Raw genomic sequence first — 23,117 nt, 5'->3', positions numbered from 1 at the left:
TAAGCACAGATCACGCAGATTTTGAACAGTTAATCTGTGTAATCCGTGTAATCTGTGGCTAAATTTAAGAGAGACATCTATGAGCAAGACAGTATTGGTGGCGGATGACGAAGTTCGCCTGGTGAATCTGGTGAAAGCCTACCTGGAACAGGGTGGCTTTCGTGTGGTCACGGCCAGAAACGGCCGTGATGCCCTCTTCGTTGCCCGCCAGGAAAAACCAGACCTCATTCTCCTCGACATTATGATGCCAGAGATGGACGGACACGAATTTATGCGCGTGCATCGTCAGGAGCGGCAAACGCCGATTATCTTGCTGACCGCCAGGGTGGAGGAAGACGACAAAATTATTGGCCTGGAGCTGGGTGCCGATGATTACGTTACCAAGCCATTTAGCCCGCGTGAACTGCTGGCGCGGGTGCGTGCCGTGCTGCGTCGCGGCAACCAGCCTGCTGAGAGCAGCGCCCGACTCCGCGTGGGTAACGTCTCCCTAGATTTGGAACGCTTTTTGGTAGAAGTAGATGGCGAACGCATTGATTTAACACGCTCCGAGTTTGATTTGTTAGCCATTCTGATGGGAACGCCAGGCCGCGCCTTCTCTCGGTTTGATCTGCTGGAGCGGCTGCAAGGCACGACGTTTGAAGGCTCTGAACGCACCATTGACGTGCACATCAAAAATTTGCGCTCAAAAATTGAGCTTAACCCCCGTAAACCTCGCCACGTTGAAACGGTGTACGGCGTGGGGTACCGCTTTGCCCCGGAGTAACCGATGACCCGTTCGCTGGTTTTTAAGCTGAGTGTGGCCTTTTTGCTGGTCAGTTTGGTTGGGATTGCCCTGGTTGCCTTTTTTGCCGGGCGCGTTTCCGCTAACGAGTTTAGCAACTTTGCCGATGCCCAATCGGACAGCTTGTTGATGGAGCAGTTGGTGAATTATTACGAAATCAACGGCAGTTGGGACAATCTGGATCGCATCGGGATTGGGGGCGTGGGGCCGGGGAATGGACAGGTACGGCCGTTTCTCATTGTAGACAACCAGGGTGAAATTGTGCTGGGCGGGCTGGATCAACAGATCGGCAGCCGCGTCCCGCGCGGCTGGCTCAATCGCGGCATTCCCATCGAAGTAGATGGTAAACAGGCGGGTCAAATTATCTTTGGTGAAGGGCGGCAGCGTGGTGTGCCGCAGCAGCCCCCTGGCAACGACTTTGCCTCACGGGTAAACCGGGCCATTTTTTTGGCAGCTTTGGGGGCAACGGCCGTTTCCCTCGTCATTGGGGTGGTGCTGGCACGTAGCCTCACCAGGCCGCTGCAAGAAATGACCGAGGCAACCCAGGCGGTGGCTCAGGGTAACCTGACCCAGCAGGTGCCGGTACGCTCAGACGATGAGCTGGGCAAGCTGGCCACCTCGTTCAACCAAATGAGCGCCGACTTGGCCCAATCCCGCGACCTGCGCCGCCAAATGACGGCCGACATCGCCCACGATCTCCGCACGCCACTCAGCCTCATTCTGGGGCATGCTGAAGCACTCAGCGACGGTGTGCTGCCCCCCACGCCAGAAACATTTGATGTGATCCACGACGAAGCACGCCGCCTCAACCGGCTGGTGGAAGATCTACGCCTGCTATCTCTATCGGAAGCGGGTGAACTGTCGTTGGTGCGCCGCCCGGTGCAGCCGCAGAGCTTGCTAGAGCGGGCTGTGATAGCACACGCGCCCGCCGCCCAGCAAAAGCAGATCGAGCTAGTGCTTACTGCCCCCAACGATTTGCCTGATGTACTGGTAGACCCGGATCGTTTGGCGCAGGTGTTGGATAATTTGATAACCAATGCACTGCGATACACGCCGGAAAACGGCCATATTCACCTCACCGCTCAGCAAAATCAAACGGCCGTCCAACTGCACGTGCAGGACAGCGGCCCCGGCATGAACCCTGCCGAACTCGCCCATGTCTTCGATCGCTTTTACCGGGGTGACAAATCGCGCCAACGGCATGATGGTGGTTCTGGTTTGGGGTTAGCCATTGCCAAGTCGCTAGTGGAGAACCAGGACGGCCGTATTTGGGCTGAAAGTGCACCGGGACAGGGGGCCACCTTCATTGTGGAGCTGCCTTTGGCTATCGGTTAAATAAACACCTTTTTTGCAGCTTCCCTTGTCAAAAACCAACAAGTCAACATAATATAAAGGGGGTGTCATTCTTGCACTTCTTTGCGATGGTAATCGCATTATGCAAATGCCTGAATCGATTGGTTTAGTTAACATAACCCTGTATGTAAAATGCACATGGATTAAATGAAGGTGCCCAAATGAGTCAATCCAATCAAGAACTTCAGATTGCTGAGCAAAAGACGGTTATATTTTATGATGATGAGATAACGGCCGTTCGTTTGTCTGACGGCCGTGTATTTATTCCAGTAAGACCCATCTGTGAAACGCTCGGCCTGGACTGGTCGGCGCAGTATCGGCGCATCAATGGCGATCTGGTACTGGCCGATGTGGCCATGTCCGTTGTTGTTACAGCAACGGACATAGAAGCTCTACTAACTTAAAACGGGTTGTCGCTAATCTGACTTTGCAACCACTCATTCAAAAAAGCCATTACTTCGTCAAAGCGCCGTTGAGGGATGGCTTTATAGCTCGAAACGGAAAATTTTCTGTACAGTTCCCCATATACGCCACCAAATTCATTCCGTTTGGTTTTCTTGCCAATAGCCATCGCCACTGCTTTGACTGCCTGGCTAATTTGAGAAGCCTGTGCTTCAGTAACATGTTTACCCCCAACGGCCGCTTCTAGTTGATCCAGACGTTCGCCGTGTTCAGTAAGTGTAGAAACGGCAGTCTCCAACTTAGCTTCCATGATTAACTGCTGCCTTGCCATGCGTACAACAGCCATTGCCATCTGGTACGCTTGAGCGGCAGGGGATTCTTGTGCGAGCAAAGCCTCGATGTCAATGTCCGTTTCAGTTGTCAAACGGCCGTCTTGGAACGCTTCAGCCAGAACCTTGTAACATTCACGCTGGTAACGAACAAGACGATCTTTAACCTCAGCTTTTACCCGGCGAGCGTTAACGCCAAACAACCATCCATTTAGGTATTCTAGAGGGAGTGATACCAATTCACGCGTTACCTCCCGCGAGCCTTCTGTACGTGTTACACGTACAGTTGCCACAATTTCAGACAAAACCTCATCTCGTTCGATTCGATCTGCTTGGCCTGACCATGACAATCCCATCAAATCGCAAATGGGGCGAATGGGAATTAACACACGGCCGTCTTCCATGCGAACGGCCGTAATTTCATCATCGTAAAATAAAACAGTCTTTTGTTCTGCTGGTTGAATTGCTGTCATAACATTTTACTCCTGGACGGCAAGGTAAAGCGTTTGCTCGGTGGTAACGAAGATGCGGAGAGGCGTTTCGGCGATGGCAAAGTCGCTGATTTGGCTGAACAATTCACTTCCATCTGGGGCAGTGGCGCGGTATTGCGCCAGCACTTGCCCGGTGGGGCGGCTAATTTGCACAATACGGCCGCTTCCCGGATCGGCCACAAAAATTGATGCATTCAAGCCACGTCCCACAATTTCCACAGAGGTTGGCGCGACAAAAGGCGTGAGTAAGCCATTAGCCAGCACGTCTGTCTCGTCCCATTCTAATCTTCCAGAGCGGGTGTCGTAGTAACGAATACGGCCGTCTCGATATAGCAGCACCAAGCCCCCATCCTGACTAAAAATGTCAAAATCAATCACCTGGTTTAGCTCCGGCTCATCGCTAAAAAAGATGGTGCGGTCATCGGCATTGGCAATGAAATCATCCCCGTTAGGGAAATATTTCCAGATGACCCGTGCCCCGATGTCCAAAATGTAGAGTCGCTCATCGAAGGTGGCAATGGCGATGGGTGCCTGCCACTGGCTGGCTAAATCCAGCGGCACGGCAAAGGTGCTACCCAGGTTGGGCTGGTAAGTTAGCAGCGCGCCGTTGCTGTCCAGTATGGCCAGCCCGTCTCGGCTGACGGCACTACCAGCAGGCCGCCAAAATATATCAATCACGCTGCCAACAACGCCACTGCCAACTGCTTGCCCGTTAAAAAGACGCGCCTCAGGCTCTAGCGTTAGCGGATTCAGATAGGATTCGTCCGTTTCCTGCTCATAAACCAGCCCGTTGCCTTTGTCCAAAATGAAAATGCCGCCATTGAAGCCGTCGCGCAATTCTACATGAGTCAGGGCGGTGCCTTCGCTAAATTCATAATACGGCCGTGTACTCAATCGTGTAACATCATCCAGCACATCCAGCCGCTGGCGGGCAGTAGTGCGTAGCTGAGCCACCGTACCGTCGCCGGGGCGCACCTCGGTTTCCGCCTCAACTGCCAGCGCAAGCGCATCATTGTAATATTGCCGCGCTTGCGCTGAATCTGCGCCAACCTGGTCGGCCAGGCTGATGAGTTGGCTCATTTCAGTTTGAATTTCTGACAGGCGCTGGCTGCGACCGCGTTCCAAATAGACGCCAGACACAATCACGGCGATGAGGATGGGAATGAGGATGGCAATGAGGATGGGCCAGGTGAGGCTGGTTGGCTCTTCTTCCTCCTGGATCGGTTCGGCCGTGCGCGGCGGGCGTAGCCGCGAAAGCAAATCCACCAGCCAGGCGGTGAAGGTAGAAAGCCCCAACGCCGCCTGCGACCCGGCACGGCGGGCGGTTGTTTCCACCTGCTGCCGATCAACGGCGGGCAGGGTACGGATATTGTCTCTGGCTGAGGCTGGTTGCCCTTCGCGGATGGGTTGCGGGCGGCGTTCACTACTAGCTACAGGTAGCGTCATTGCCTCTGGGTCGCGGCGGGGTTGCGGGGTAGGGGCAATCACCTGCCCTTCGCGGGGTCGGGGTACAACCACATCGGGCAAATCCAGCAGCGAATCGTCGTTGAATTCAATGATTAGCAGCCGGGCAGACTCGTCAGCCACAGTGTCAATGAGGGCATCTAAACCAGATTCAATGTCTGTATCCACCAGTGCCTCGTTAAAATCATCGGTGGGCAGGTGGCTCAAGCGCGGGTCGGCCAGCAGCATCAGATCGCCAGATTGCAGCCGGTGGTGGGCGTAGCGAATGTCTAGTCCGCTGGTGCGTCCCAGCGGTGTGATGTGGTCTAGTTGGCGGGGTGGTAGTCGCTCGATGCCAAAGTTGTGGCCCAGTAGCGCCAGCGTCTCGCCTGCTTGCAGGGTGAATAGCTCATCCTGGCGCAGCACGGCACAGGTGATGCCGCCTTCGCGGGTGGCTTCTTGGCCCGTTAAATTGCGTTGTAGCAGGGTTTGGTTAGCCGCCATGATCGCTCCGCGCAGAGCGGCGGTGAGGCTGCCGCTGGTGGCATAAAATTTCTGGCTGATCAGATCAAGCAAATCTTGGGCGAGTACGGCCGTTTCCCCCATGCCCCCGCTCAAAGTAAGATGCACAAACAGGAAGTCACGGCTGCGGCTGCGGGTGGCTTTGTTAGGCGGGGGATGCACGAGAATGCCGGGAACGGCCGCATTTGCTTCAACCGCTTGCATTACGCCATCAACGATGTAAAGTTGACCCGTGACCGCTTGTAATTCAGGCATGAAAATGGCATCCTCATTGGTGCAAAATAATAGACATAATCATAGCACGACTGTTCGCATGAGACCATTTTTGGAGGCACGATGGCTACATTTCTTCCTTATGAAAAATTTGAAATCAAGACGCGACTCGGCGCGGTTGCTGTCCGACAAAAGCTTATGGAAATTGTGGAACCACGGAAAGTGCGATGGGGTTGGTCGCGCAATCATTTGCCCTTTGAAGGGGAAGTTGAGATAAAAACGTTCCGAATTTCTAGAGTGATAAATTACCGTAATAGCTTCTTACCAATTTTGGATGGTGAGATTTACAATGATTTGGATGCGACAAAGTTGGTGATTACGGCACACCTCCATCTGTTAGTTATGATTTTTTGGCCGACTATGGGTTTCGGTTTGATGGTAGCAATGTTTATAACGAATGAATTTTGGCAACTTTGGCAGTTTGTTTTGCTTGCGGTCGGCGTTTTGGGTGCACCGACTTTAATCTTTCATTGGGAGTTAAATAAGGCAAAAAGGCTGCTAGAAGAGCAGTTTAAAACTGACGAATTCCTCTAATCTCAAAACTATGCCAACTGTTAACCTGGAAACAACCTCACTTTATTACGAAGAAGAAGGGGCGGGAGAACCGCTCATTTTGCTACATGGGCTGGGGGCAAGCGGCCGTTCCTGGGAGTATCAGCGGCAGCGGTTTGCCGAACAGTTTCGCGTGCTTTTGGTGGATGTGCGTGGACACGGCCGTTCCGCCAAACCACCTGGCCCTTACAGCGTTCCCCAATTTGCCGCCGACGTTTTTAATCTGCTGGATCATTTACAAATTGAGCAGTTTCATCTGGTTGGCCTTTCGATGGGCGGCATGATTGGCTTCCAAATGGCGGTGGATCAGCCGGAGCGGTTCTTCAGCCTGACCGTGGTTAACAGTGGTCCAGAGTTGGTGGCACAGAACTGGAAAGAGCGTTGGCAAATTTTGCAGCGACGGCTGGTGCTAAACTTTATGCCAATGGAGAAAATCGGTGAATTTATTGGTGAACGGCTCTTCCCGGAACCGCATCAGGCACATTATAAGGAACTGTTTGTGCAGCAAATGCGGGAAAATGATCCCAAAGCCTATCGCGCCGCCACCAACGCACTCATCGGCTGGAGTGTGCGTTCGCAGCTAAATCGCGTTCAGTGCCCGGTACTGGTCGTAAGCGGCGACATGGATTATACGCCAGTGGCCAACAAGGAGGCGTATGTGCGTGAGATGCCCACAGCGCGGCTGCAAGTCATCGAGAACTCACGCCACGGCACGCCCATAGACCAACCAGATGCGTTTAATACGGCAGTTCTCGAATTTCTCAACACAGTCCACCAAAACCGAGTATAATTCGGCCGTCGAATGGGACGCAGATGAACGCGGATAAACGCTGATTTTGTAGTTTTTATCTGTGAGGATCAGTGTTAATCAGTGTCTAAATTAGCGTAATTTCTGTCTGATTTTTGCAAAAGGTTTTGCATGAAAGTAGTGATTGCCGGGGAATCTCCCTTTGTGGAACAGATGGGCCAGCTTTGCACGCAGGCTGGCCACGATACCGTGCTCTACTTGGTGGAAGACTTCACTTCCGCCTTGCACAGTGGCTATGCTATGCCCGATGCAGCCGGAGTCGATGTCGCTATCGAGCTACACAACGAATCGGCCGCCGCCAAAGAGGAGTTGCTTGCCGCGCTCGGTGCGTTCATTCCGCCAGATGCGCTGCTGCTGACCTCGGCATTAGCCACCAGCACCACCCAAGCCGCCGCCTGGGTACCCAAGCCAGATCGCGTCGTTGGCTTTGGCATTGTACCCCCGCTGCGTAAGGATGGTGGCATTATTGAACTGGCGGCGGGGTTGCAAACGGCCGTTGCCAGCCTGGATCGCGCGCAAAAATTTGTAGAAGGGTTGGGCTATGAAACGGCCGTTGTCGCCGATGGCCCCGGTTTAGTGCGTGCCCGAACCCTCTGCTGCCTCATCAACGAAGCTGCCAGCGCCCTGCTGGAAGGCGTTGCCACCCCCACCGATATTGACCAAGCGATGAAGCTAGGTACCAACTACCCCTACGGCCCGCTGGAGTGGGGGGATTATCTTGGTTTGGACACGGTGCTGGGCGTGATGAACGGACTTTTCAGCGAATGGGGTGAGGATAGATACCGCCCCTCCCCCTTGTTGAAGCGGATGGTGTTGGCGGGACGATACGGCCGTAAATCCGGCCAAGGCTTCTTTAACTATGAATCGTGAATTGTGATCGCAACATTCATAATTCATAATTAATTATTCACAATTCGCATGACTATCAAATTTTGCCACCTTTGCAACAAACAAGACCGCTACGGCCAAGGCCAAACCAGCAGCCGTGCCCTGGCTAGCGGCATTGTTTGCCCTATTTGTTACCAGCCCACCTGCGGCAACCACCTCGGCACCGTACGCTGGCGCTGGCGCAGCAGTGGCGAAGTAGCCTCTGGCCAAGTGTGCAAAGAGTGCATCCGCAGCTATAAACACCGCGATTGGGACCGCTACAGCCGCGACTGGATTACCTGAAAAAGCGTGTCATACCCGCGAAAGCGGGTATCCACCTTTATTGCCGCAATGGATTCCCGCGTAGGCGGGAATGACACAGAATGTAATTCTTTACTTCTGGGGATACGGCTCCACACCAGGACCAATGAGCTCTTTGAACAGTTCCAAAACCTCATCCGGCTCCGCATGACGGCCAAGCTGCTTTTTAGAGTAAATCATTTCATCGTTGACCTTAAACTCAAAAGCACCCTTAGTACCCATAATAAATGTAAACTCGTTAATGATGTGCTGGTAGTTGCTCAAAATATCATCCGCCACACGGACGGCGCGTGCTGCATAGTTTCAAGGCACACAATATTCAAGCGAAACTGTATATTTTTTGTCCATTCAATTGCCTCCAATTTGGAAATTTAGCCAAGTATAGTGAGCCGCCCGAACCTTGACAACAATCATCTGGTGGGCTACCATTTCGCTCGTTATCTTGCCAAAACAACGGCAAAATGGTCTTTAAAACAAAAAATTGAAAGGCTATGAACAGGAGTAGTAGAGAAGCAGTAAGCGGGAAACAGTAATCGGTAATTAGTTGGCTGGTTATTGGGCAGAGAGTTGGGTCATTGGCTGGAAACCCAACAATATTTTCTCGAACTCGCCTGGGAGCTGCACTGGGGAACCAGTTTCAGTAATCAGTGGTTGGTAAACAGTAATCAGTTTCGTTGATTTTCACTGTTCACCGATTACGGAATACCGATAACCGAATTAACTGGTGACGAATCGCGCTCGTTACGCGCTAGAGTGGATGGTTTTGACGATTGAATATTTTGCACATAGGATACAACTGAATTAAAATTGAAAGTCGTCAACTGTGAAATTGACATGGGCCTATAGCTCAGTTGGGAGAGCGCTACAATGGCATTGTAGAGGTCAAGGGTTCGAGCCCCTTTAGGTCCACAAGCAAGATGCAGAGTTTTGTAGAAGCTCTTAAATCCATTCCCATGGGAATGGATAAACCATCAAAACAGAGTGGTACCGCGGGAAGCCCTTTTCGTCTCTGATCGATAAGGGCTTTTTTGTTTGTTAAGGAAAATTAAAAGTGGCTCAGCTCAACCGTAAAGATCGGGCGCAGTTGCGCGAATTTTTGGCAGATCGTTTTAATCTTAGCGAAATGAAGACGCTCTGTTTTGATTTGGGAGTAGATTATGAGGAGTTTCCTCATGCGACCAAATCTGAATTTTCGCGCGAGTTGCTGGCTTACTTTGAGCGTAAAAACAAAGTTGGCTGTCTCATTGCAGAGATGGTTCAGCAGCGACAAGATAGCTGGCTAACAGAGATATTGGTTCAGGTGTCAAGCTGCCAGCCCAATCAAAAAGTGCAGGTTATTCTCTCTAATGACAAAATTAAAAGCAGGCCAGACTTGCGGCAAAAACTGGCTGACCTTCTGGGCATTTCGACTGACGAAGTGATGCTCATTGCGACTGCGCCCGGCAGCGTGAAAGTTTTGTTAGGTTTGCCGCCAGAGGCCATTGCGAAATTGGCCGCGCTCTCTTTGCCGCACCAATTAGGGGAGTATGAACTAGTAGAGGTTACACCATACAACAGACTACCACCAGTGGTAAGTACAGGCTGGCGTACGGCCGTTTTGTCAGCAGCTACTGCCTCAGTTGGTCGCAAATCAGGTGGCCTGACACTTTCACTAATTATCAAAATATTTTTTGGGCTCGTGTTTGCAATAGTTGTTGGCGGAGGCGTTTTGCTTTTCATGTGGCAGCAATCTCTGCCAAAGCTAGTTATACACAATCGCTGTGACGCCCCTTTCCCAATTGAAATTGAGCCGGATGTCATTAAAACCATACTCTCTCTGCCGGATGAGATACCCCCGAACGAACCCATTACCGTTGATGTTTTAACTGGCAGCGGCGCGTATCGCGTTTTAGAACGAGATGGTGAACTGGTTTTGCGATTGCCCAATCCCATCCCTCTGTTGGGCGATCTTGTAGAAGATTTTGATGATGATGAATTGCCATTAGGCAGCTTAGACCCGGAACGGCCCGTATTCTTCGACGGCCGTTTGTTAGAGCCTGACACCTACAATATTGAAGCTGACGAGAGCTATGACTTGTTTATTTGCGAGGAATAATAATGAGTGATTACAAACCAAATGACGTTGAAGCCAAGTGGCAAAAACAGTGGGAAGAAACCGCGTTATATCGGCAAGTGATTGATAAAAGTATGCCGAAGCATTATGCGCTGACGATGCTGCCGTACCCCTCTGGGGATTTGCACATTGGGCATTGGTACGCCATGACGCCATCTGATGCGCGGGCGCGGTTTATGCGGATGCGGGGATACAATGTGCTCTTCCCGATGGGTTTTGACGCCTTTGGGTTGCCTGCTGAAAACGCAGCCATAAAAAACAATGTGCATCCAGCTAAATGGACGTTTGCCAACATCGAGCGGATGCGCGGCCAGCTTCGCAGCATGGGTGCCATGTTTGATTGGGAACGCGAAGCCGTCTCTGCTGACCCAGACTATTATCGCTGGACACAGTGGTTTTTTAAGAAGCTGATGGAGCTGAATCTGGCCTACCGCAAAATGTCGGCGGTGGACTTTTGCCCCAACTGCAACACCACGCTGGCGCGAGAGCAGGTGTGGGGTGAGGATCGCCACTGTGAGCGGTGTGGCACGCCGGTTATCAAAAAAGATTTGGAACAATGGTTCTTTAAGACGACCGATTATGCCGAGGAGCTGCTGGACTTTAGCCAGATTGAGTGGCCGGAGCGGGTGAAGGTGATGCAGACGAACTGGATCGGCCGTTCCACTGGCGCAGACGTTACGTTCCATACTGAGCAGGGCGACCCGATTGAAATTTTCACCACGCGGCCGGATACGCTGTGGGGCGCTACCTTCATGGTGTTGGCTCCGGAACATCCGCTGGTAGCCAAAATTACGACGGATGAGCAGTTGGCTGCCGTGACGGAATATCGCGACAATGCTCAGAAATTGACGGATATTGATCGCGAAACGGCCGATCGTGAAAAAACAGGTGTCTTCACCGGCGCCTATGCCATCAACCCAGTGAATGAGGCACGGATTCCCATCTGGATTGCCGACTATGTGCTGATGACCTACGGCTCCGGGGCAATCATGGCTGTGCCCGCCCATGACGAGCGCGACTTTGAGTTTGCCACCAAGTATGGTCTGGAAATTATTGAAGTGATTCGGATGCCAGGTCGGGAGGAGAGTGATGGGCCGTTGGAAGCGGCGTACACGTCCAAATATGAAGGGCATTTGGTGAACTCTGGTGCGTTTGACGGAACGGCCGTTGCCGAAGCCGTGGAAAAAGTGACGGCGTGGCTGGAAGAAAAGGGCATTGGCAAGGAAGCAATCAATTACCGTTTGCGGGATTGGCTGATTAGCCGCCAGCGGTATTGGGGTGCGCCAATTCCCGTCATTTACTGCCCAGATCATGGCGCAGTGCCCGTGCCGGATGAAGAGTTACCGGTGATGCTGCCCGAAGACGTGGAGTTTATGCCTACGGGAGAAAGCCCCCTAAAGCTGCATGAGGGCTTTTTGCACACCAACTGCCCCATTTGCGACAAGCCCTCGCTGCGGGAAACGGACACGATGGACACCTTTATGTGCTCTAGCTGGTACCAATACCGCTACCTGAGTCCGCACGACGGTGAGCATCCGTTTGACCCGGAAGAGGGGGCGTACTGGCTGCCTGTGGATCAATACACGGGCGGCATCGAGCACGCCACGATGCACCTCATCTACACGCGCTTTTTCACCAAAGCAATGCGTGAGATGGGGCTGGTGACGATTGATGAGCCGATGACCGCGCTCTACAACCAAGGGATGGTGTTGGGTGAGGACGGCGAGAAGATGTCTAAGTCGCGGGGCAACGTGGTCGCGCCAGATGAGCTGGTGGATAAGTTTGGGGCGGACACGGTTCGCGCTTATTTGATGTTTTTTGCCAAGTGGAACCAGGGTGGCCCGTGGAATTATGACGGCATCAAGGGTCCAGAGCGGTTGCTGAACGACGTGTGGGATGTCGGCACGCATGAATATGCGCCGAGTAGTGAGGCTGCGGGAGCCAATCGCAATTTGCGGCGCAAGACGCACCAGGTGATCCGCAAGGTAACGCAGGATTTGGAGGGGTTTTCGTTTAATACGGCCGTTGCCGCCATCATGGAATTGCGTAACAGTATCTTGGACGCTAAGAAGGGTGCAAACGTGAGTACGGCCGTGTGGAACGAGGCGGTCGCCAGCTTGTTGCTGGTGCTGGCCCCCATCGCGCCGCACATCACCGAAGAGCTGTGGGCGCAGCGCGGGCGTGAGTACAGCATCCACCAACAGCCGTGGCCAACCTGGGACGAGGAAGCTGCCAAGGAAGATAGCATCACGCTAGTGGTGCAGATCAACGGCAAGGTGCGCGACAAAATTGAAACCGAGGCTGGCCAAGATGACGAGACGCTGAAGGAAATTGCGCTCGCTTCTGAGAAGGTGCAGGGTTGGCTAGAAGGCAACCCGCCGCGCAAGGTGATTGTGGTGAAGGGGCGGTTGGTGAATATTGTGAAGTAAGTAGGTAATTTGGTAAGTGCGTAATTGAACGGTCTTTGCAACAAAGCAAAGACCGTTTTTTTGTGGCAAATTTCCATAAACAGTATACTGGTACAAAACATCAATCTCGTGAGAAAATTTTATGCCCAATCCCTTCTTTTGCTGTAGCTGTATTCAAAACCCAAAATACTTCTTTGGCCGTGAAAAAGAGTTGGTGCGGATATTTAACGCCCTAGAAACAACGCATACAGGGCAGATGCAGAGCGTTTCTGTGGTAGGGCCGCGTCGGATAGGTCGGTCATCGTTGTTGGTTCATGTTACCCAAACATTCGACCAACGTTTGCGGCACCCTGAGAACTATATTTTTTACTACGCCGATCTGTTGAGTGGACGGTACAGTACACGCCTCGGTTTGTTACAAAATATTTTGGGTGGACTGGCAGACAAACTGCCAAATACTGCGGAATCACTAAAGGTAGCTTTAAAAACGGTGAGCCAATTGCCTGAAATTACTTTAGGACAATTTGAAGAAGCAATTGCATTGTTCCGCCAGGATTCGGCAAATCCACTTTGTCCGGTGATTTGCCTCGATGAAATTGAGCAATTAACAAAATATTCGGACGAATTTCCTCGCTGGCTGTTTGATTCTTGGCGCAGCTTAATCAACAATGGTTCCCTTGCTTTTGTGATTTCCTCATCCAAACCTTTGTTTGAAATGGCTGAAGAAGAAAGTTTGACATCTCCTTTCTTTAATATTTTTTCAGATTATTTGTCTCTGGGTGAATTAACGGAAGCCGAGGCATTTCGCTTGGCAGAGCAAGGTAAGCGGTGTGAGCGGCCATTTACGACTGAAGATATTGAGCGTGTGCGTGAGTGGGGTGAGCAACACCCCTTGAAATTGCAGCAAGCTGGTGCCACGATTTACCATGCCAAGGCTGAGACTAACCCAAAATGGCGTGACGTGAAAGCTGATTTTGAAAACAAGGTTGGGCAAGCGTTTGGCCAAAGACCGGCCAAACAGCGTTGGTTTAATGGCTTGCTATCTATTGTAGAAACGGTGGGCAAAGCAGTACCGCTTGGCAAGGCTGCCGATCAGAAGGTTCATCGTCTTGTGGGCAGTTTTATCTTATTGGTTTTGTTTGTTGTTCTGACTTTGTGGCTTTTGTCGCCAGCTATGCGTTCATGGATTGTTCAGGAGATTAATTTTCCAACTAGTACGCCCGTTCCTGTGCCAACCGACACACCGATCCCTTGATACAAGGAATTGATAACTGTATGGATGATATGCTGCGGTTCCCCCAAGATTGCTTTAAGTTGCTGGGCTGGTTATATTTTAAACCATTTACCCTGCGGCGGTACTTGCGCGAGATCGATACGAGGCTGGACGAGGATTTACAGCTTTGGGTGGCGAAGAATGAATTTGCTCAAAGTCAGAAACTGCAACATCTTCGGCGATTGGTAAATTTTTGGTTGGCGTTTGGACCAGTTGCCATTTCACTCTTTGTTGGTTTGCTGTTGACGCTGTTTCGTTATCCTTACGCTTTCTTTTTGTCGTTTGATGAGTTTGGTTCATCATCCCCGGGCGGGCTGCTTTATGCAGTTGGATTTCCGCTGGGCAGCCTGTTGAGTCATTGGCTGCATTGGCGCTTTTCGCGCGGAACATTGTTTTCTTTGTTGTTAGCAATACCGCTCGGTTTCGTACTAAATTATGGGCTGTTTACGCTGCTGGCAACAATCGGCGTTAACGCCGATGTTGCCAGCAGCGTGGCGGTTGGCGTGGCGGTTGGCGTGGCGGGTGGCGTGGCGGGTGGCGTGGCGTTTGGCGTGGCGTTTGGCGTGGCGGTTGGCGTGGCGGGTGGCGTGGCGTTTGGCGTGGCGTTTGGCGTGGCGTTTGGCGTGGCGGTTGGCGTGGCGTTTGGCGTGGCGGTTGGCGTGGCGGGTGGCGTGGCGGTTGGCGTGGCGTTTGGCGTGCTGGGTTGGTTGACAGATAGCGTGGCGGTTGGCGTGGCGTTTGGCGGTTTCTTTTTGATTGGTTATTTTCGGCTGTGGATTTACCCATTTCAACTGCTTTATCAATTTGTGTTTTCTCGTTCTGTCAAGGCAACCCCACATATGGCGCTCCGTTTTTTGCCACGCTCTCCCGTTTATTGGGATGAATTGATCTGGTTTCCCTTACTAGGTTTAGATACACAGTTGGTTGCCGCTAGTCTGGCTGATCGGGATAAGGGAGCATTTGCCATAGGGCAGGTTGCCAGCTCGTTCCGGCAAAGTTGGGCAGCTCGCAACGCCTTATTGGAGTTAACTGCGCTGGATATGGAACGCAGCCAGGATTTGCCCGGCATCGTGGCGGCGGCGACACAATTGGCCTGGTTACCAGATAGCCTGCCCGAAGAATTAGAAAATATTTTGCCCGGCATTCGTCAAATTGCGGAACGTACACGTTCCGCTTTAGAAAGTGAAACGACCAGCTATCGCTTTGAGCAGCTGCAAAAAGTTCATGAAGATATCAAGAAATTACGTGGCTCTCAAGCGTTTGGCTATGGTCAGCGTGGGGCACGGCTGGCGGCTGCACTGGGTAATTGGGAAAGCGTTTTGGAAAATGCTCTAGCGGGGACAAAGCAGCAAGCGGAAGATTCTGGCCTAATTAATTATTACGTGGTGGGTAATCCGCTCATTGATGGCAGTCGCGTTTTCAAGGGGCGGCGCGATATTTTTGTGCGGCTGGAACGTGAGCTAACCATGCAGCCAGAGACGCGCCCAGCCTTACTGCTTTACGGCCCCAGGCGGTTTGGTAAAACCTCTATTTTGCGCCAGATGCCTTCCCGCTTAGGTCCAGACTTTGTGCCTGTTGATGTAGATTTACAATCCGCCATTACCTCAGAAAATACCGCAGGTTTACTCAGAGGCATTGCACGCCAAATGAGCGATCAGGCTAAGTTAGCCAGGCGACTGAAGTTTCCACTGTTGCAACGTGACTTATTGGAAGAAGATCCATACACAGCATTTTTTGATTGGCTAAGTGAGGTCATGGGGATTGTGGGCGATCAGCTTCTACTGTTGAACCTAGATGAATATGAGCGTCTGGAGGAGATGATCGAACAGGGCAGGCTGGATGATCGCGTTTTTCATTGGCTGCGTAGCCTGGTGCAGCGGTATACAAATTTGACGGTGCTGCTTTCCGGATCACACACTTTTCAAGAACTTTCGCCAAAGTGGAGCGATGCGCTCATTAACTTGCAGCTACTGAAATTGGAGCCGCTGACTCAAGCGGAAGCAACAGAATTGGTTGAGGCACCCGTGGAAGGGTACCCTTTAACTTACACCCAAGATGCGTTGGAACAGATTTTTTTATTGTCAGGCAGACAACCGTTTCTCATTCAAGCATTGTGCCGAGATATTGTAGAACTCATCAACAGCCAGCATCGTTACAATTGTGATCTCCAAGATGTAGAAAAGATAGTTCCTGACGTTGTGCAGAAAATCTCTGGTGTTTTCAACGAGATGTGGACATCCAGAGATATGAATGAGACCCAGCAAGCAATTTTGAAGGAACTGGCTCAAAATGGGATCATGACACAAGCAGACATTATGCAACGGCTGAATCTGCAAAATCGTGACGCCCTTAGACGATTGACTTGGCGGCAAGTTCTTAATGAAACTGAGCAGGGCTACACGTTTGCTGCTGAACTCACTAGCATTTGGTTGCGTAACTATATTTTATAGAATTGATGTGCAACACAACGCTTGGCCTGACTATTTTGGCTGCAAAGGTACTCGCCAGCTAACCAAGAATAGCAAGCCCACGATGATTAAAGGAACGGGGATAGTGAGCATACGGCCGTCCGTCATGATTCATCTCCCTCGTCGTAAAGACGCTTAAACCAAATTACGACAATCCCTAGCAGCAAACAGGCCAAAACGGGCCACACCCACAGCAAATCTGCCTTGCCTGCGGCAGGCTGTGTTTTAGTAAAGCGGAATAGGCGGTAGCTGGCGGTAGCGGCGGCTAATTCCTCGTCGGACATGGTTTTGGGGTGAAGGCCAGCGGCTGGGGCGGCGAAGCCACTGTTGATGAGCACCTGGCGCAAAATGGGCAGCGCATCTGGTTGGTCGGTGATGTCTTGGGTGTGGGCGTGGAAACGGCCGTTCGGCAGCCAAAGCTCCACGTCAGGGTGCGCCAACAGGTTACGGTACCAATGGGACACTTTCCCGAAGCCTGCCGTGCAGTAAATTTCGCCATCAATCTCGGCAAAATTGACTGGCGTTTGGCGCACCTTGCCCGTCTTGTGACCAATGTGCTGTATCACCATGATTTGCCCACCCTTCTCTGGCGAGATATTGATGAAGCGAGCGAAGCCCAGCCGCCACATGAGCAGCATAAAACGGTTAAAGCGGCGAAAAACCTGCCGCAAATTTCGTTCAGTTTCTGGGGTAACTGTTGTCATTGTTATTAAACCTTTCTAAAAAGCCACAGAGGAAAAAGAGAAATAAGAGAAGCTTCTCATAAACCTCTGTGTTCTCTGTGGCGAAAAATTAAGCTGTTTTAATCACTTGCTGCGGTTTGCGTGAACGCAGTCCGCAGAACAAAAATAGGAACCCCGGCAGGGCAAAGATGAGGAACCAGAGCCCATCAGGGAATTCGCCGCTTGCTGCATACATCACCTTATAAAACACCATCAGGCTCAGTATCGTCACTGAGCCGCCAAAAATCTCCCAACGCCAGCCCAGCAGCATCCCTACCGTGATGCCCAGCGGGAAGAAGAGCAGACCCCAAATTTCGGTAGGTGTGAGCGTGGCAAAGTTCATCTCTTCACCAAAGAAGAAGAGGAGCAGCAGCCCCAGGCTGGCCAAACTGCCCAGACGGGCCAGCCAGCGCGCAAACAGTACGATTCGTGTTGATTTTTGTCTGTTCATTTGAATCTCTCCCGCCCTGATTTTCGTTTACTTCAAAGCTCATGGTACAACTTTTCATAATAGGGGATTAGTGAGGAACGGCCGTTTACTTCATAACAAAAATCAGTTCCTATTCGCCAAAAAAGCTGCTGCCAGCCATAATATCCCCATGACCGATAATCCCCCGCCAACCGTGCCCCAAACAATCGAAACCGAACGCCTGCTCATCCGCTGCCCGCGCCCCGGCGATGGCAAAGCCCTTTACGATGCCATCATCGCTTCCAGAGAGCATCTGTCTGCCTGGCTCACCTGGGCTAGCTGGCCTAACATCACCGTCAAACGCGCCGAAGCGTCTGTGCTGCGTAACCGGGATCGCTACTTGAAAAGCGAAGATATGACCATGTTCATCTTCCTCAAGGAGAGCAACGCGCTCATTGGCGGCAGCGGCCTGCATGACCCCGATTGGAAAGTGCCAAAATTTGAGATCGGCTACTGGCAACATGTGGATTATGGTGGCCATGGCTATATGACAGAGGCGGTCAACGCTATCGCAGATCTGGCGATCCGGCAATTGGGAACCAAACGGTTGCAGCTAGAATGTTACCCCCACAACGAGCGCAGCATTCGTGTGGCGGAACGCTGTGGTTTTCATCTGGAGGCTCGCCTAGCCAACTACCGTCGTCATCACCAAACCAGCGTTCTCCACGATTGGCTCATCTTCGCCCGCTTGCCAAACTACTAGATAACTGTTTCATTGCCTCAAAAACCAGCGGATTTAGGAACAATTTTTCAGGAGAGGGTGCCGTTAAAATCGTGTAAGAAGTTGGGCTCCATGGTTGACTTGGACAAAGTCACAGCTATGATACAGAAAAGGGTACTATGGCAATGCAGCTATTGGTTTTACACGGGCCGAATCTAAATTTATTGGGTAGTCGTGAGCCAGAGGTTTACGGCCGTTTCACCCTGACCGACATCAATAATAAATTGACTGAACAGGCTGCGGCAGCAGAAGCGGCCGTTCGATTTTTACAATCTAACCATGAAGGGGAACTCATAGACGCCGTGCATGAGGCGCGCAGTTGGGCCGATGGTATACTCATCAACCCCGGAGCTTTTACCCATTACAGCTACGCCCTTCGGGATGCAATTGCTGCGGTAGCGCTGCCCACCGTTGAAGTTCACCTTTCTAACATTCATGCACGAGAAACATTTCGGCAGAAATCGGTTTTGGCAGCGGTTTGTGTAGGACAAATTTCCGGGTTTGGCTGGCGAAGTTACAGCTTGGGTTTGCAGGCGTTATTGGCTGAAATAAAAGAAAAAAGAGCTTAGACCGCATATTGTCGTTGGGAACGAAATAGATGATGGCCTAAGCTCTTTGAGCAGTTGGGTAGAGCCTATACAATTGGTTGGGATGTGGTAATGATGTAGGCAGTGATGCGGCTATATTGTTGGTGCAATGCTTCAGCGAAGTTGGCTCCAATGCAGGTAAGTTGCTTGCGACGACGTTGCTACAATGGGTCTGTAATGTTGCTAGGATGATTGTCAGGACCTACCCAGGCAAGGTTTTGCAACCTTGTAGCAATTTATAGTCAGACAACATTACAAACTGCATTACGAAGTAGCTGTTCAGAAATAAAATAGCGGTTTTGGGACCAAATAGCTATTTGAAATCTATCTACAGAGTGTTGGCGCATTTGTGTACCCTTGAATTGGCGCAGGCATGTGGCAATTCCATGCTTCATCCTGCCAATTGCCTAGAAGCGGTTTATAATACGCGGTAAATACCAAAATTCGACACAACAAAGGACGAGACAACCATGAAGATACAACTCCGCCTGGGGCTTTATTTTGGACTGTGTTTACTGCTGTTGCTGCCTGCTACGGTCTCTGCTGCTCCGCTTTTAGAGACAGAGGCGGTTAATTTACCTGGCTGGCTGGGTGTCGTTCTAACGATTTTGGCTTTGCTGATGCCTCTTTTTTTTCGCTTATGGTTAAAGCAGCAAAAGTAAATGGTGTGAGACGGCCGTTTCCACGTCACAAATCTATCTTGACAGGCTAAAACGGCCGTGTTACCATCTCGCCCAACTTAAAAAAACAAAGACGTTGAACCGAAAGAGTACGCAATAAAGCGGGTTTTAGAGAGTGGGTTCTACTGTTCCATAAACAGTTGAGCTGAAAAACCCACAATAGCGCAATTGTCGAATGGATCGGGGAGTTGCTTAGGCAAAATTTTACTAAGAGAGTAGCTTAAGTCGGTAATGCCACCGTTATCTGGGCATAGACCTAAGTAACAATTAATTGTTAATGGGTTGAAAAGAGTGGAGCTGGCTACACACAACGCGCTATCACGGGCGCGTTTTTGTTTCAGCTTAAGCCGGGTGGCACCACGGGAGTAGATTTTTAGACGCTCTCGTCCCAGTAGCGAATTTTTCGCTGGGGCGAGGGCGTTTTTATTTTTATTGGCCACAGAGGGCTCAGAGATTTTAGAGGGGTTTTCTCTTTTTCCTCTGTGAACTCTGTGGCAAAAAAGGAGTAGGTGATGAGCGACAAGACGAAATTTATTTTGGACGAAAGCAAGCTGCCGAAGGCGTGGTACAACATCAATGCAGACATGCCCGTGCCGCCGGAACTGGTGCTGCATCCGCAAACGCTGGAACCGGTCACGCCAGACTTCTTGAGTGTACTGTTCCCCATGAGCTTAATCATGCAGGAGATGAGCCCAGAGGCGCAAATTGAGATTCCAGAGCCAGTCCGTGAAGTGTACAAGCTGTGGCGACCCACGCCCATGTTCCGCGCCCGTCGCCTGGAGAAAGCGTTGGATACGCCTGCTCGTATCTACTACAAATATGAAGGTGTCAGTCCGGTAGGGTCGCATAAACCGAATACGGCCGTTGCCCAAGCGTTCTATAACAAAGAAGCAGGCACCAAAGCACTCACCACCGAGACCGGTGCAGGGCAGTGGGGGTCGGCATTGGCGATGGCCTGTAATTTCTTTGGCTTGGATTTGGAAGTGTACATGGTGAAAGTGTCGTACCAGCAAAAACCATACCGTCGCATTTTGATGGAAAACTATGGCGCAGAAGTGTATGCTAGCCCGACGGATCGGACGCAGTACGGCCGTTCCGTTCTGGAAAGTGCTCCCAATTCACCCGGCTCGTTGGGCATTGCTATTTCGGAGGCAGTAGAAGTGGCTGCAACGTCTGGTGGCAGCAAGAAATACAGCCTCGGCTCGGTACTGAACCATGTGCTGACCCATCAAACGGTCATTGGGGAAGAAACTTTGCTGCAAATGGAAATGGCGGGTGAGTACCCAGACGTCATTGTGGCTTGCACTGGTGGCGGTTCTAATTTTGGCGGCTTTGCCTTCCCCTTTGTGCGCGAAAATTTGCGTAACGGCAAAAATACGACGATCCTTGCTGCCGAACCGGCCGCTTCGCCCACCTTAACGCGGGGCGAATACGCCTTTGACTATGGCGACACGGCCATGATGGCCCCGGTGGTAAAGATGCACACGCTGGGCCACTCCTTTGTTCCCCCCGCCATCCACGCTGGTGGCTTGCGCTATCATGGGATGTCGCCGCAGGTGAGTGCTCTGGTAGAAAATGGGGACGTGCAGGCGCGGGCGGTGCCGCAGCTAGAAACCTTCCAGGCGGCCATAACGTTTAGTCGCGCTGAAGGGATCATTCCTGCACCAGAGTCAACCCACGCTGTGGCCGTGGCTTTGCAAGAGGCACTCAAATGCAAAGAAAGTGGCGAGAAGAAAGTAATTGCCTTTAACTTAAGCGGTCACGGTCATTTTGACATGACTGCCTACGATGCTTACCTGAAAGGGCAACTGAAAGATTACGCCTATCCGGCAGAGGCAATTGCCGAGGCGATGACACAGCTACCGCAAATTTAAATTGTGAATTGTGAACGATGAATTATGAATTGTGAACGGGCATCTCATTAACAATTCACAATTCACGATTCACAATTAGTGAGGGATTATGAATCAAGTTTATACACCATCTCTGGCCCAGTTTCGTGAATTAGCGGCGGGACCAGCCAATCTTATTCCGGTTTACCGCGAATTTGCGGCTGATTTGGAGACGCCGGTATCGGTTTACCTGAAGCTGATGGATGAGCTGGGACCGTCCTTTTTGCTAGAATCGGTGGAGGGCGGCGAGCAGGTGGGGCGGTACTCCTTTGTGGGGGTGGCGCCACGGGGGTTGATTTCTTTGAACGGCCGTTCCGTCACCATAGATAGAAATTCAACATCTGAAACCCGCGCTCTTGCCGACGGCGAAGATGTGTTGCATGTGCTAAAAGAAGAGCTGGGGCAATTTGTTCATGCAGATTTACCTAGTTTGCCTCGCTTCAACGGCGGTGCTGTGGGCTACCTGGGGTACGATGTGGTGCGCTTTTTTGAACGCTTGCCAGAAACGGCCGCATCCGTCCTCGACCTCCCCGATGCCATCTTTTTATTAGCTGATACGCTCGTTGTGTTTGATCACGCCCGCCACCGACTGCTCATTTTGGCCAACACTCATGTGGACGGGGATGTAGAGGCAGCTTACGTAGAGGCGATTCAGCGGATAGAAAGAATTAGTGAACGGTTATTACGGCCGTTGCCTGCCATCCCTCGCCGCCGCTGGCGTGGAGACAACAAAGATTTAGCCGAAACGCTCACCAGCAACATGCCCCAGAACCGTTACGAAGAGATGGTGCGCCAGGCCAAAGAGTACATCGCTGCCGGAGACATCTTCCAAGTGGTGCTGAGCCAGCGCTTTAGCCGCCAAACCAGTGCCCATCCCTTTGCGATTTACCGTGCCTTGCGGATGCTGAACCCATCACCCTACATGTTCTTCTTCGATTTTGGGCCAGAGATGCAGGTAATTGGGGCCTCGCCAGAAATGCACGTCCGGCTGGAAGATGGTGTTGCCAGCGTACGTCCCATCGCGGGGACGCGGCCACGCGGCATAACGCCTGCCGAAGATGATACCCTGGCCGAAGAGCTACTGGCCGATCCCAAAGAGCGTGCCGAGCATGTCATGCTGATTGATTTGGGACGCAACGATATTGGCCGGGTCAGTGACTACGGCACGGTCAACGTGCGCGATTTGATGGTGGTTGAGCGGTACAGTCACGTCATGCACATCGTCAGCCATGTAGAAGGGCAGCTTCGCGACGGCATGGACGCTTACGATTTGATGCGCGCTACCTTCCCGGCGGGCACCGTCAGCGGTGCGCCAAAGGTGCGAGCCATGGAAATCATCGAAGAGCTGGAAGGGCAGCGGCGTGGGCTGTACGCCGGGGCGGCAGGCTACGTCAGCTACGATGGCAGCATGGATACCTGCATTGCAATTCGCACTATGCTGATGCAGGGAGACGAAATTCACGTCCAGGCGGGTGCAGGCATCGTCGCCGACAGCGATCCGGCTACAGAATATCAGGAATCAGTGAACAAAGCCAAAGCCCTCTTCGTCGCCGTTGACCGCGCCGAGGGTGGGTTGTTGTAACACACATTGTCATTCCGAACCCTTCAACTTCGTTCAGGGCGACTATATGAGGAATCTTCT

The 23,117-nt window shown here is 51.7% G+C and carries 21 protein-coding genes, 1 tRNA gene and 1 pseudogene; 17 read left to right on the top strand and 6 right to left on the bottom strand.

The window, feature by feature from the left end:
* The first annotated feature begins 79 nt into the window (after positions 1-79).
* From ACOQPM_RS21760 to ACOQPM_RS21750, 3 genes are all read left to right on the top strand, one after another.
* Positions 80-763, top strand: a complete 684-nt coding sequence (locus ACOQPM_RS21760; RefSeq protein ID WP_420632354.1) for a response regulator transcription factor — start codon at positions 80-82, stop codon at positions 761-763.
* Positions 764-766: 3 nt separating this feature from the next.
* Positions 767-2,116 (top strand): sensor histidine kinase, encoded by a 1,350-nt coding sequence (locus ACOQPM_RS21755; protein WP_420632353.1) that lies wholly within the window; start codon positions 767-769, stop codon positions 2,114-2,116.
* A gap of 179 nt (positions 2,117-2,295) precedes the next feature.
* A complete protein-coding gene (locus ACOQPM_RS21750; RefSeq protein ID WP_420632352.1) occupies positions 2,296-2,538 on the top strand; it encodes a phage antirepressor N-terminal domain-containing protein in 243 nt (80 codons plus the stop codon).
* Here ACOQPM_RS21750 and ACOQPM_RS21745 read toward each other — a convergent pair.
* Entirely contained in the window at positions 2,535-3,338 is an 804-nt protein-coding gene (locus ACOQPM_RS21745) for a phage antirepressor N-terminal domain-containing protein (protein WP_420632351.1), read from the bottom strand. The two genes, ACOQPM_RS21750 and ACOQPM_RS21745, sit on opposite strands and share 4 nt — an antisense overlap.
* A gap of 6 nt (positions 3,339-3,344) precedes the next feature.
* Positions 3,345-5,576: a hypothetical protein gene (locus tag ACOQPM_RS21740; RefSeq protein WP_420632350.1), complete on the bottom strand. Its 2,232-nt coding sequence runs from the start codon at positions 5,574-5,576 to the stop codon at positions 3,345-3,347.
* An 81-nt stretch (positions 5,577-5,657) separates the two neighbouring features.
* On the opposite strand from ACOQPM_RS21740, the gene ACOQPM_RS21735 reads away from it, so the two are divergent.
* The 4 genes from ACOQPM_RS21735 (at position 5,658) to ACOQPM_RS21720 (ending at position 8,124) form a co-directional block, all read left to right on the top strand.
* Positions 5,658-6,128, top strand: a complete 471-nt coding sequence (locus tag ACOQPM_RS21735; RefSeq protein WP_420632349.1) for a hypothetical protein — start codon at positions 5,658-5,660, stop codon at positions 6,126-6,128.
* A gap of 10 nt (positions 6,129-6,138) precedes the next feature.
* The gene (locus ACOQPM_RS21730) at positions 6,139-6,936 is read left to right on the top strand and encodes an alpha/beta fold hydrolase (protein ID WP_420632348.1); all 798 of its coding nucleotides are present in this window, start codon (positions 6,139-6,141) and stop codon (positions 6,934-6,936) included.
* A gap of 129 nt (positions 6,937-7,065) precedes the next feature.
* Complete coding sequence (locus ACOQPM_RS21725) at positions 7,066-7,824, top strand: 3-hydroxyacyl-CoA dehydrogenase family protein (protein WP_420632347.1); 759 nt, start codon at positions 7,066-7,068, stop codon at positions 7,822-7,824.
* Between the two features lie 48 nt (positions 7,825-7,872).
* Positions 7,873-8,124, top strand: a complete 252-nt coding sequence (locus ACOQPM_RS21720) for a hypothetical protein (RefSeq protein WP_420632346.1) — start codon at positions 7,873-7,875, stop codon at positions 8,122-8,124.
* Positions 8,125-8,214: 90 nt separating this feature from the next.
* Here the strand turns inward: ACOQPM_RS21720 and ACOQPM_RS21715 are convergent.
* Positions 8,215-8,433, bottom strand: a pseudogene (locus ACOQPM_RS21715) (Rdx family protein); the annotation flags it as partial.
* A gap of 545 nt (positions 8,434-8,978) precedes the next feature.
* On the opposite strand from ACOQPM_RS21715, the gene ACOQPM_RS21710 reads away from it, so the two are divergent.
* The 5 genes from ACOQPM_RS21710 (at position 8,979) to ACOQPM_RS21690 (ending at position 16,386) form a co-directional block, all read left to right on the top strand.
* Positions 8,979-9,051 (top strand) — tRNA-Ala (locus ACOQPM_RS21710).
* A gap of 142 nt (positions 9,052-9,193) precedes the next feature.
* Positions 9,194-10,237, top strand: a complete 1,044-nt coding sequence (locus ACOQPM_RS21705) for a hypothetical protein (protein WP_420632345.1) — start codon at positions 9,194-9,196, stop codon at positions 10,235-10,237.
* Entirely contained in the window at positions 10,237-12,684 is a 2,448-nt protein-coding gene (gene leuS / locus ACOQPM_RS21700; RefSeq protein ID WP_420632410.1) for a leucine--tRNA ligase, read from the top strand. The genes ACOQPM_RS21705 and leuS overlap by 1 nt, the downstream gene beginning before the upstream one ends.
* A gap of 121 nt (positions 12,685-12,805) precedes the next feature.
* A complete protein-coding gene (locus tag ACOQPM_RS21695) occupies positions 12,806-13,918 on the top strand; it encodes an AAA family ATPase (RefSeq protein WP_420632344.1) in 1,113 nt (370 codons plus the stop codon).
* A 20-nt stretch (positions 13,919-13,938) separates the two neighbouring features.
* A complete protein-coding gene (locus tag ACOQPM_RS21690; protein ID WP_420632343.1) occupies positions 13,939-16,386 on the top strand; it encodes a hypothetical protein in 2,448 nt (815 codons plus the stop codon).
* A gap of 122 nt (positions 16,387-16,508) precedes the next feature.
* Here the strand turns inward: ACOQPM_RS21690 and ACOQPM_RS21685 are convergent, their stop codons facing one another.
* Together ACOQPM_RS21685 and ACOQPM_RS21680 are read right to left on the bottom strand one after the other, a co-directional pair.
* A complete protein-coding gene (locus ACOQPM_RS21685) occupies positions 16,509-17,108 on the bottom strand; it encodes a nitroreductase family deazaflavin-dependent oxidoreductase (RefSeq protein WP_420632342.1) in 600 nt (199 codons plus the stop codon).
* Positions 17,109-17,196: 88 nt separating this feature from the next.
* Positions 17,197-17,577, bottom strand: a complete 381-nt coding sequence (locus ACOQPM_RS21680; RefSeq protein WP_420632341.1) for a DUF7670 domain-containing protein — start codon at positions 17,575-17,577, stop codon at positions 17,197-17,199.
* A 148-nt stretch (positions 17,578-17,725) separates the two neighbouring features.
* On the opposite strand from ACOQPM_RS21680, the gene ACOQPM_RS21675 reads away from it, so the two are divergent.
* From ACOQPM_RS21675 to ACOQPM_RS21665, 3 genes are all read left to right on the top strand, one after another.
* A complete protein-coding gene (locus ACOQPM_RS21675; protein ID WP_420632340.1) occupies positions 17,726-18,298 on the top strand; it encodes a GNAT family N-acetyltransferase in 573 nt (190 codons plus the stop codon).
* A 143-nt stretch (positions 18,299-18,441) separates the two neighbouring features.
* Complete coding sequence (aroQ, locus tag ACOQPM_RS21670) at positions 18,442-18,885, top strand: type II 3-dehydroquinate dehydratase (protein WP_420632409.1); 444 nt, start codon at positions 18,442-18,444, stop codon at positions 18,883-18,885.
* Positions 18,886-19,373: 488 nt separating this feature from the next.
* On the top strand, positions 19,374-19,565 hold the full coding sequence (locus ACOQPM_RS21665) for a hypothetical protein (protein WP_420632339.1): 192 nt from the start codon (positions 19,374-19,376) through the stop codon (positions 19,563-19,565).
* Positions 19,566-19,705: 140 nt separating this feature from the next.
* Here ACOQPM_RS21665 and ACOQPM_RS21660 read toward each other — a convergent pair whose 3' ends face one another.
* Complete coding sequence (locus tag ACOQPM_RS21660; RefSeq protein WP_420632338.1) at positions 19,706-20,023, bottom strand: hypothetical protein; 318 nt, start codon at positions 20,021-20,023, stop codon at positions 19,706-19,708.
* Positions 20,024-20,095: 72 nt separating this feature from the next.
* Between ACOQPM_RS21660 and ACOQPM_RS21655 the strand changes: the two genes are divergently transcribed.
* Together ACOQPM_RS21655 and trpE are read left to right on the top strand one after the other, a co-directional pair.
* Positions 20,096-21,457, top strand: coding sequence for a TrpB-like pyridoxal phosphate-dependent enzyme (locus tag ACOQPM_RS21655; RefSeq protein WP_420632337.1), 1,362 nt, complete (start codon positions 20,096-20,098; stop codon positions 21,455-21,457).
* Between the two features lie 88 nt (positions 21,458-21,545).
* Positions 21,546-23,057: an anthranilate synthase component I gene (gene trpE, locus ACOQPM_RS21650; RefSeq protein ID WP_420632336.1), complete on the top strand. Its 1,512-nt coding sequence runs from the start codon at positions 21,546-21,548 to the stop codon at positions 23,055-23,057.
* Positions 23,058-23,117: the final 60 nt, after the last annotated feature.

This window comes from Candidatus Leptofilum sp. (genome assembly GCF_965223525.1).
Lineage (GTDB): Bacteria > Chloroflexota > Anaerolineae > Promineifilales > Promineifilaceae > Leptofilum.
This window is presented reverse-complemented; position numbering and strand designations above follow the sequence as displayed.

What these genes read in the sequence shown, in the direction of transcription:
- ACOQPM_RS21760 (WP_420632354.1), top strand. Translation starts at nt 80, where the DNA reads ATGAGCAAGACAGTATTGGTGGCGGATGACGAAGTTCGCCTGGTGAAT.
- ACOQPM_RS21755 (WP_420632353.1), top strand. Translation starts at nt 767, where the DNA reads ATGACCCGTTCGCTGGTTTTTAAGCTGAGTGTGGCCTTTTTGCTGGTC.
- ACOQPM_RS21750 (WP_420632352.1), top strand. Translation starts at nt 2,296, where the DNA reads ATGAGTCAATCCAATCAAGAACTTCAGATTGCTGAGCAAAAGACGGTT.
- ACOQPM_RS21745 (WP_420632351.1), bottom strand. Translation starts at nt 3,338, where the DNA reads ATGACAGCAATTCAACCAGCAGAACAAAAGACTGTTTTATTTTACGAT.
- ACOQPM_RS21740 (WP_420632350.1), bottom strand. Translation starts at nt 5,576, where the DNA reads ATGCCTGAATTACAAGCGGTCACGGGTCAACTTTACATCGTTGATGGC.
- ACOQPM_RS21735 (WP_420632349.1), top strand. Translation starts at nt 5,658, where the DNA reads ATGGCTACATTTCTTCCTTATGAAAAATTTGAAATCAAGACGCGACTC.
- ACOQPM_RS21730 (WP_420632348.1), top strand. Translation starts at nt 6,139, where the DNA reads ATGCCAACTGTTAACCTGGAAACAACCTCACTTTATTACGAAGAAGAA.
- ACOQPM_RS21725 (WP_420632347.1), top strand. Translation starts at nt 7,066, where the DNA reads ATGAAAGTAGTGATTGCCGGGGAATCTCCCTTTGTGGAACAGATGGGC.
- ACOQPM_RS21720 (WP_420632346.1), top strand. Translation starts at nt 7,873, where the DNA reads ATGACTATCAAATTTTGCCACCTTTGCAACAAACAAGACCGCTACGGC.
- ACOQPM_RS21695 (WP_420632344.1), top strand. Translation starts at nt 12,806, where the DNA reads ATGCCCAATCCCTTCTTTTGCTGTAGCTGTATTCAAAACCCAAAATAC.
- ACOQPM_RS21690 (WP_420632343.1), top strand. Translation starts at nt 13,939, where the DNA reads ATGGATGATATGCTGCGGTTCCCCCAAGATTGCTTTAAGTTGCTGGGC.
- ACOQPM_RS21685 (WP_420632342.1), bottom strand. Translation starts at nt 17,108, where the DNA reads ATGACAACAGTTACCCCAGAAACTGAACGAAATTTGCGGCAGGTTTTT.
- ACOQPM_RS21680 (WP_420632341.1), bottom strand. Translation starts at nt 17,577, where the DNA reads ATGAACAGACAAAAATCAACACGAATCGTACTGTTTGCGCGCTGGCTG.
- ACOQPM_RS21675 (WP_420632340.1), top strand. Translation starts at nt 17,726, where the DNA reads ATGACCGATAATCCCCCGCCAACCGTGCCCCAAACAATCGAAACCGAA.
- aroQ (WP_420632409.1), top strand. Translation starts at nt 18,442, where the DNA reads ATGCAGCTATTGGTTTTACACGGGCCGAATCTAAATTTATTGGGTAGT.
- ACOQPM_RS21665 (WP_420632339.1), top strand. Translation starts at nt 19,374, where the DNA reads ATGAAGATACAACTCCGCCTGGGGCTTTATTTTGGACTGTGTTTACTG.
- ACOQPM_RS21655 (WP_420632337.1), top strand. Translation starts at nt 20,096, where the DNA reads ATGAGCGACAAGACGAAATTTATTTTGGACGAAAGCAAGCTGCCGAAG.
- trpE (WP_420632336.1), top strand. Translation starts at nt 21,546, where the DNA reads ATGAATCAAGTTTATACACCATCTCTGGCCCAGTTTCGTGAATTAGCG.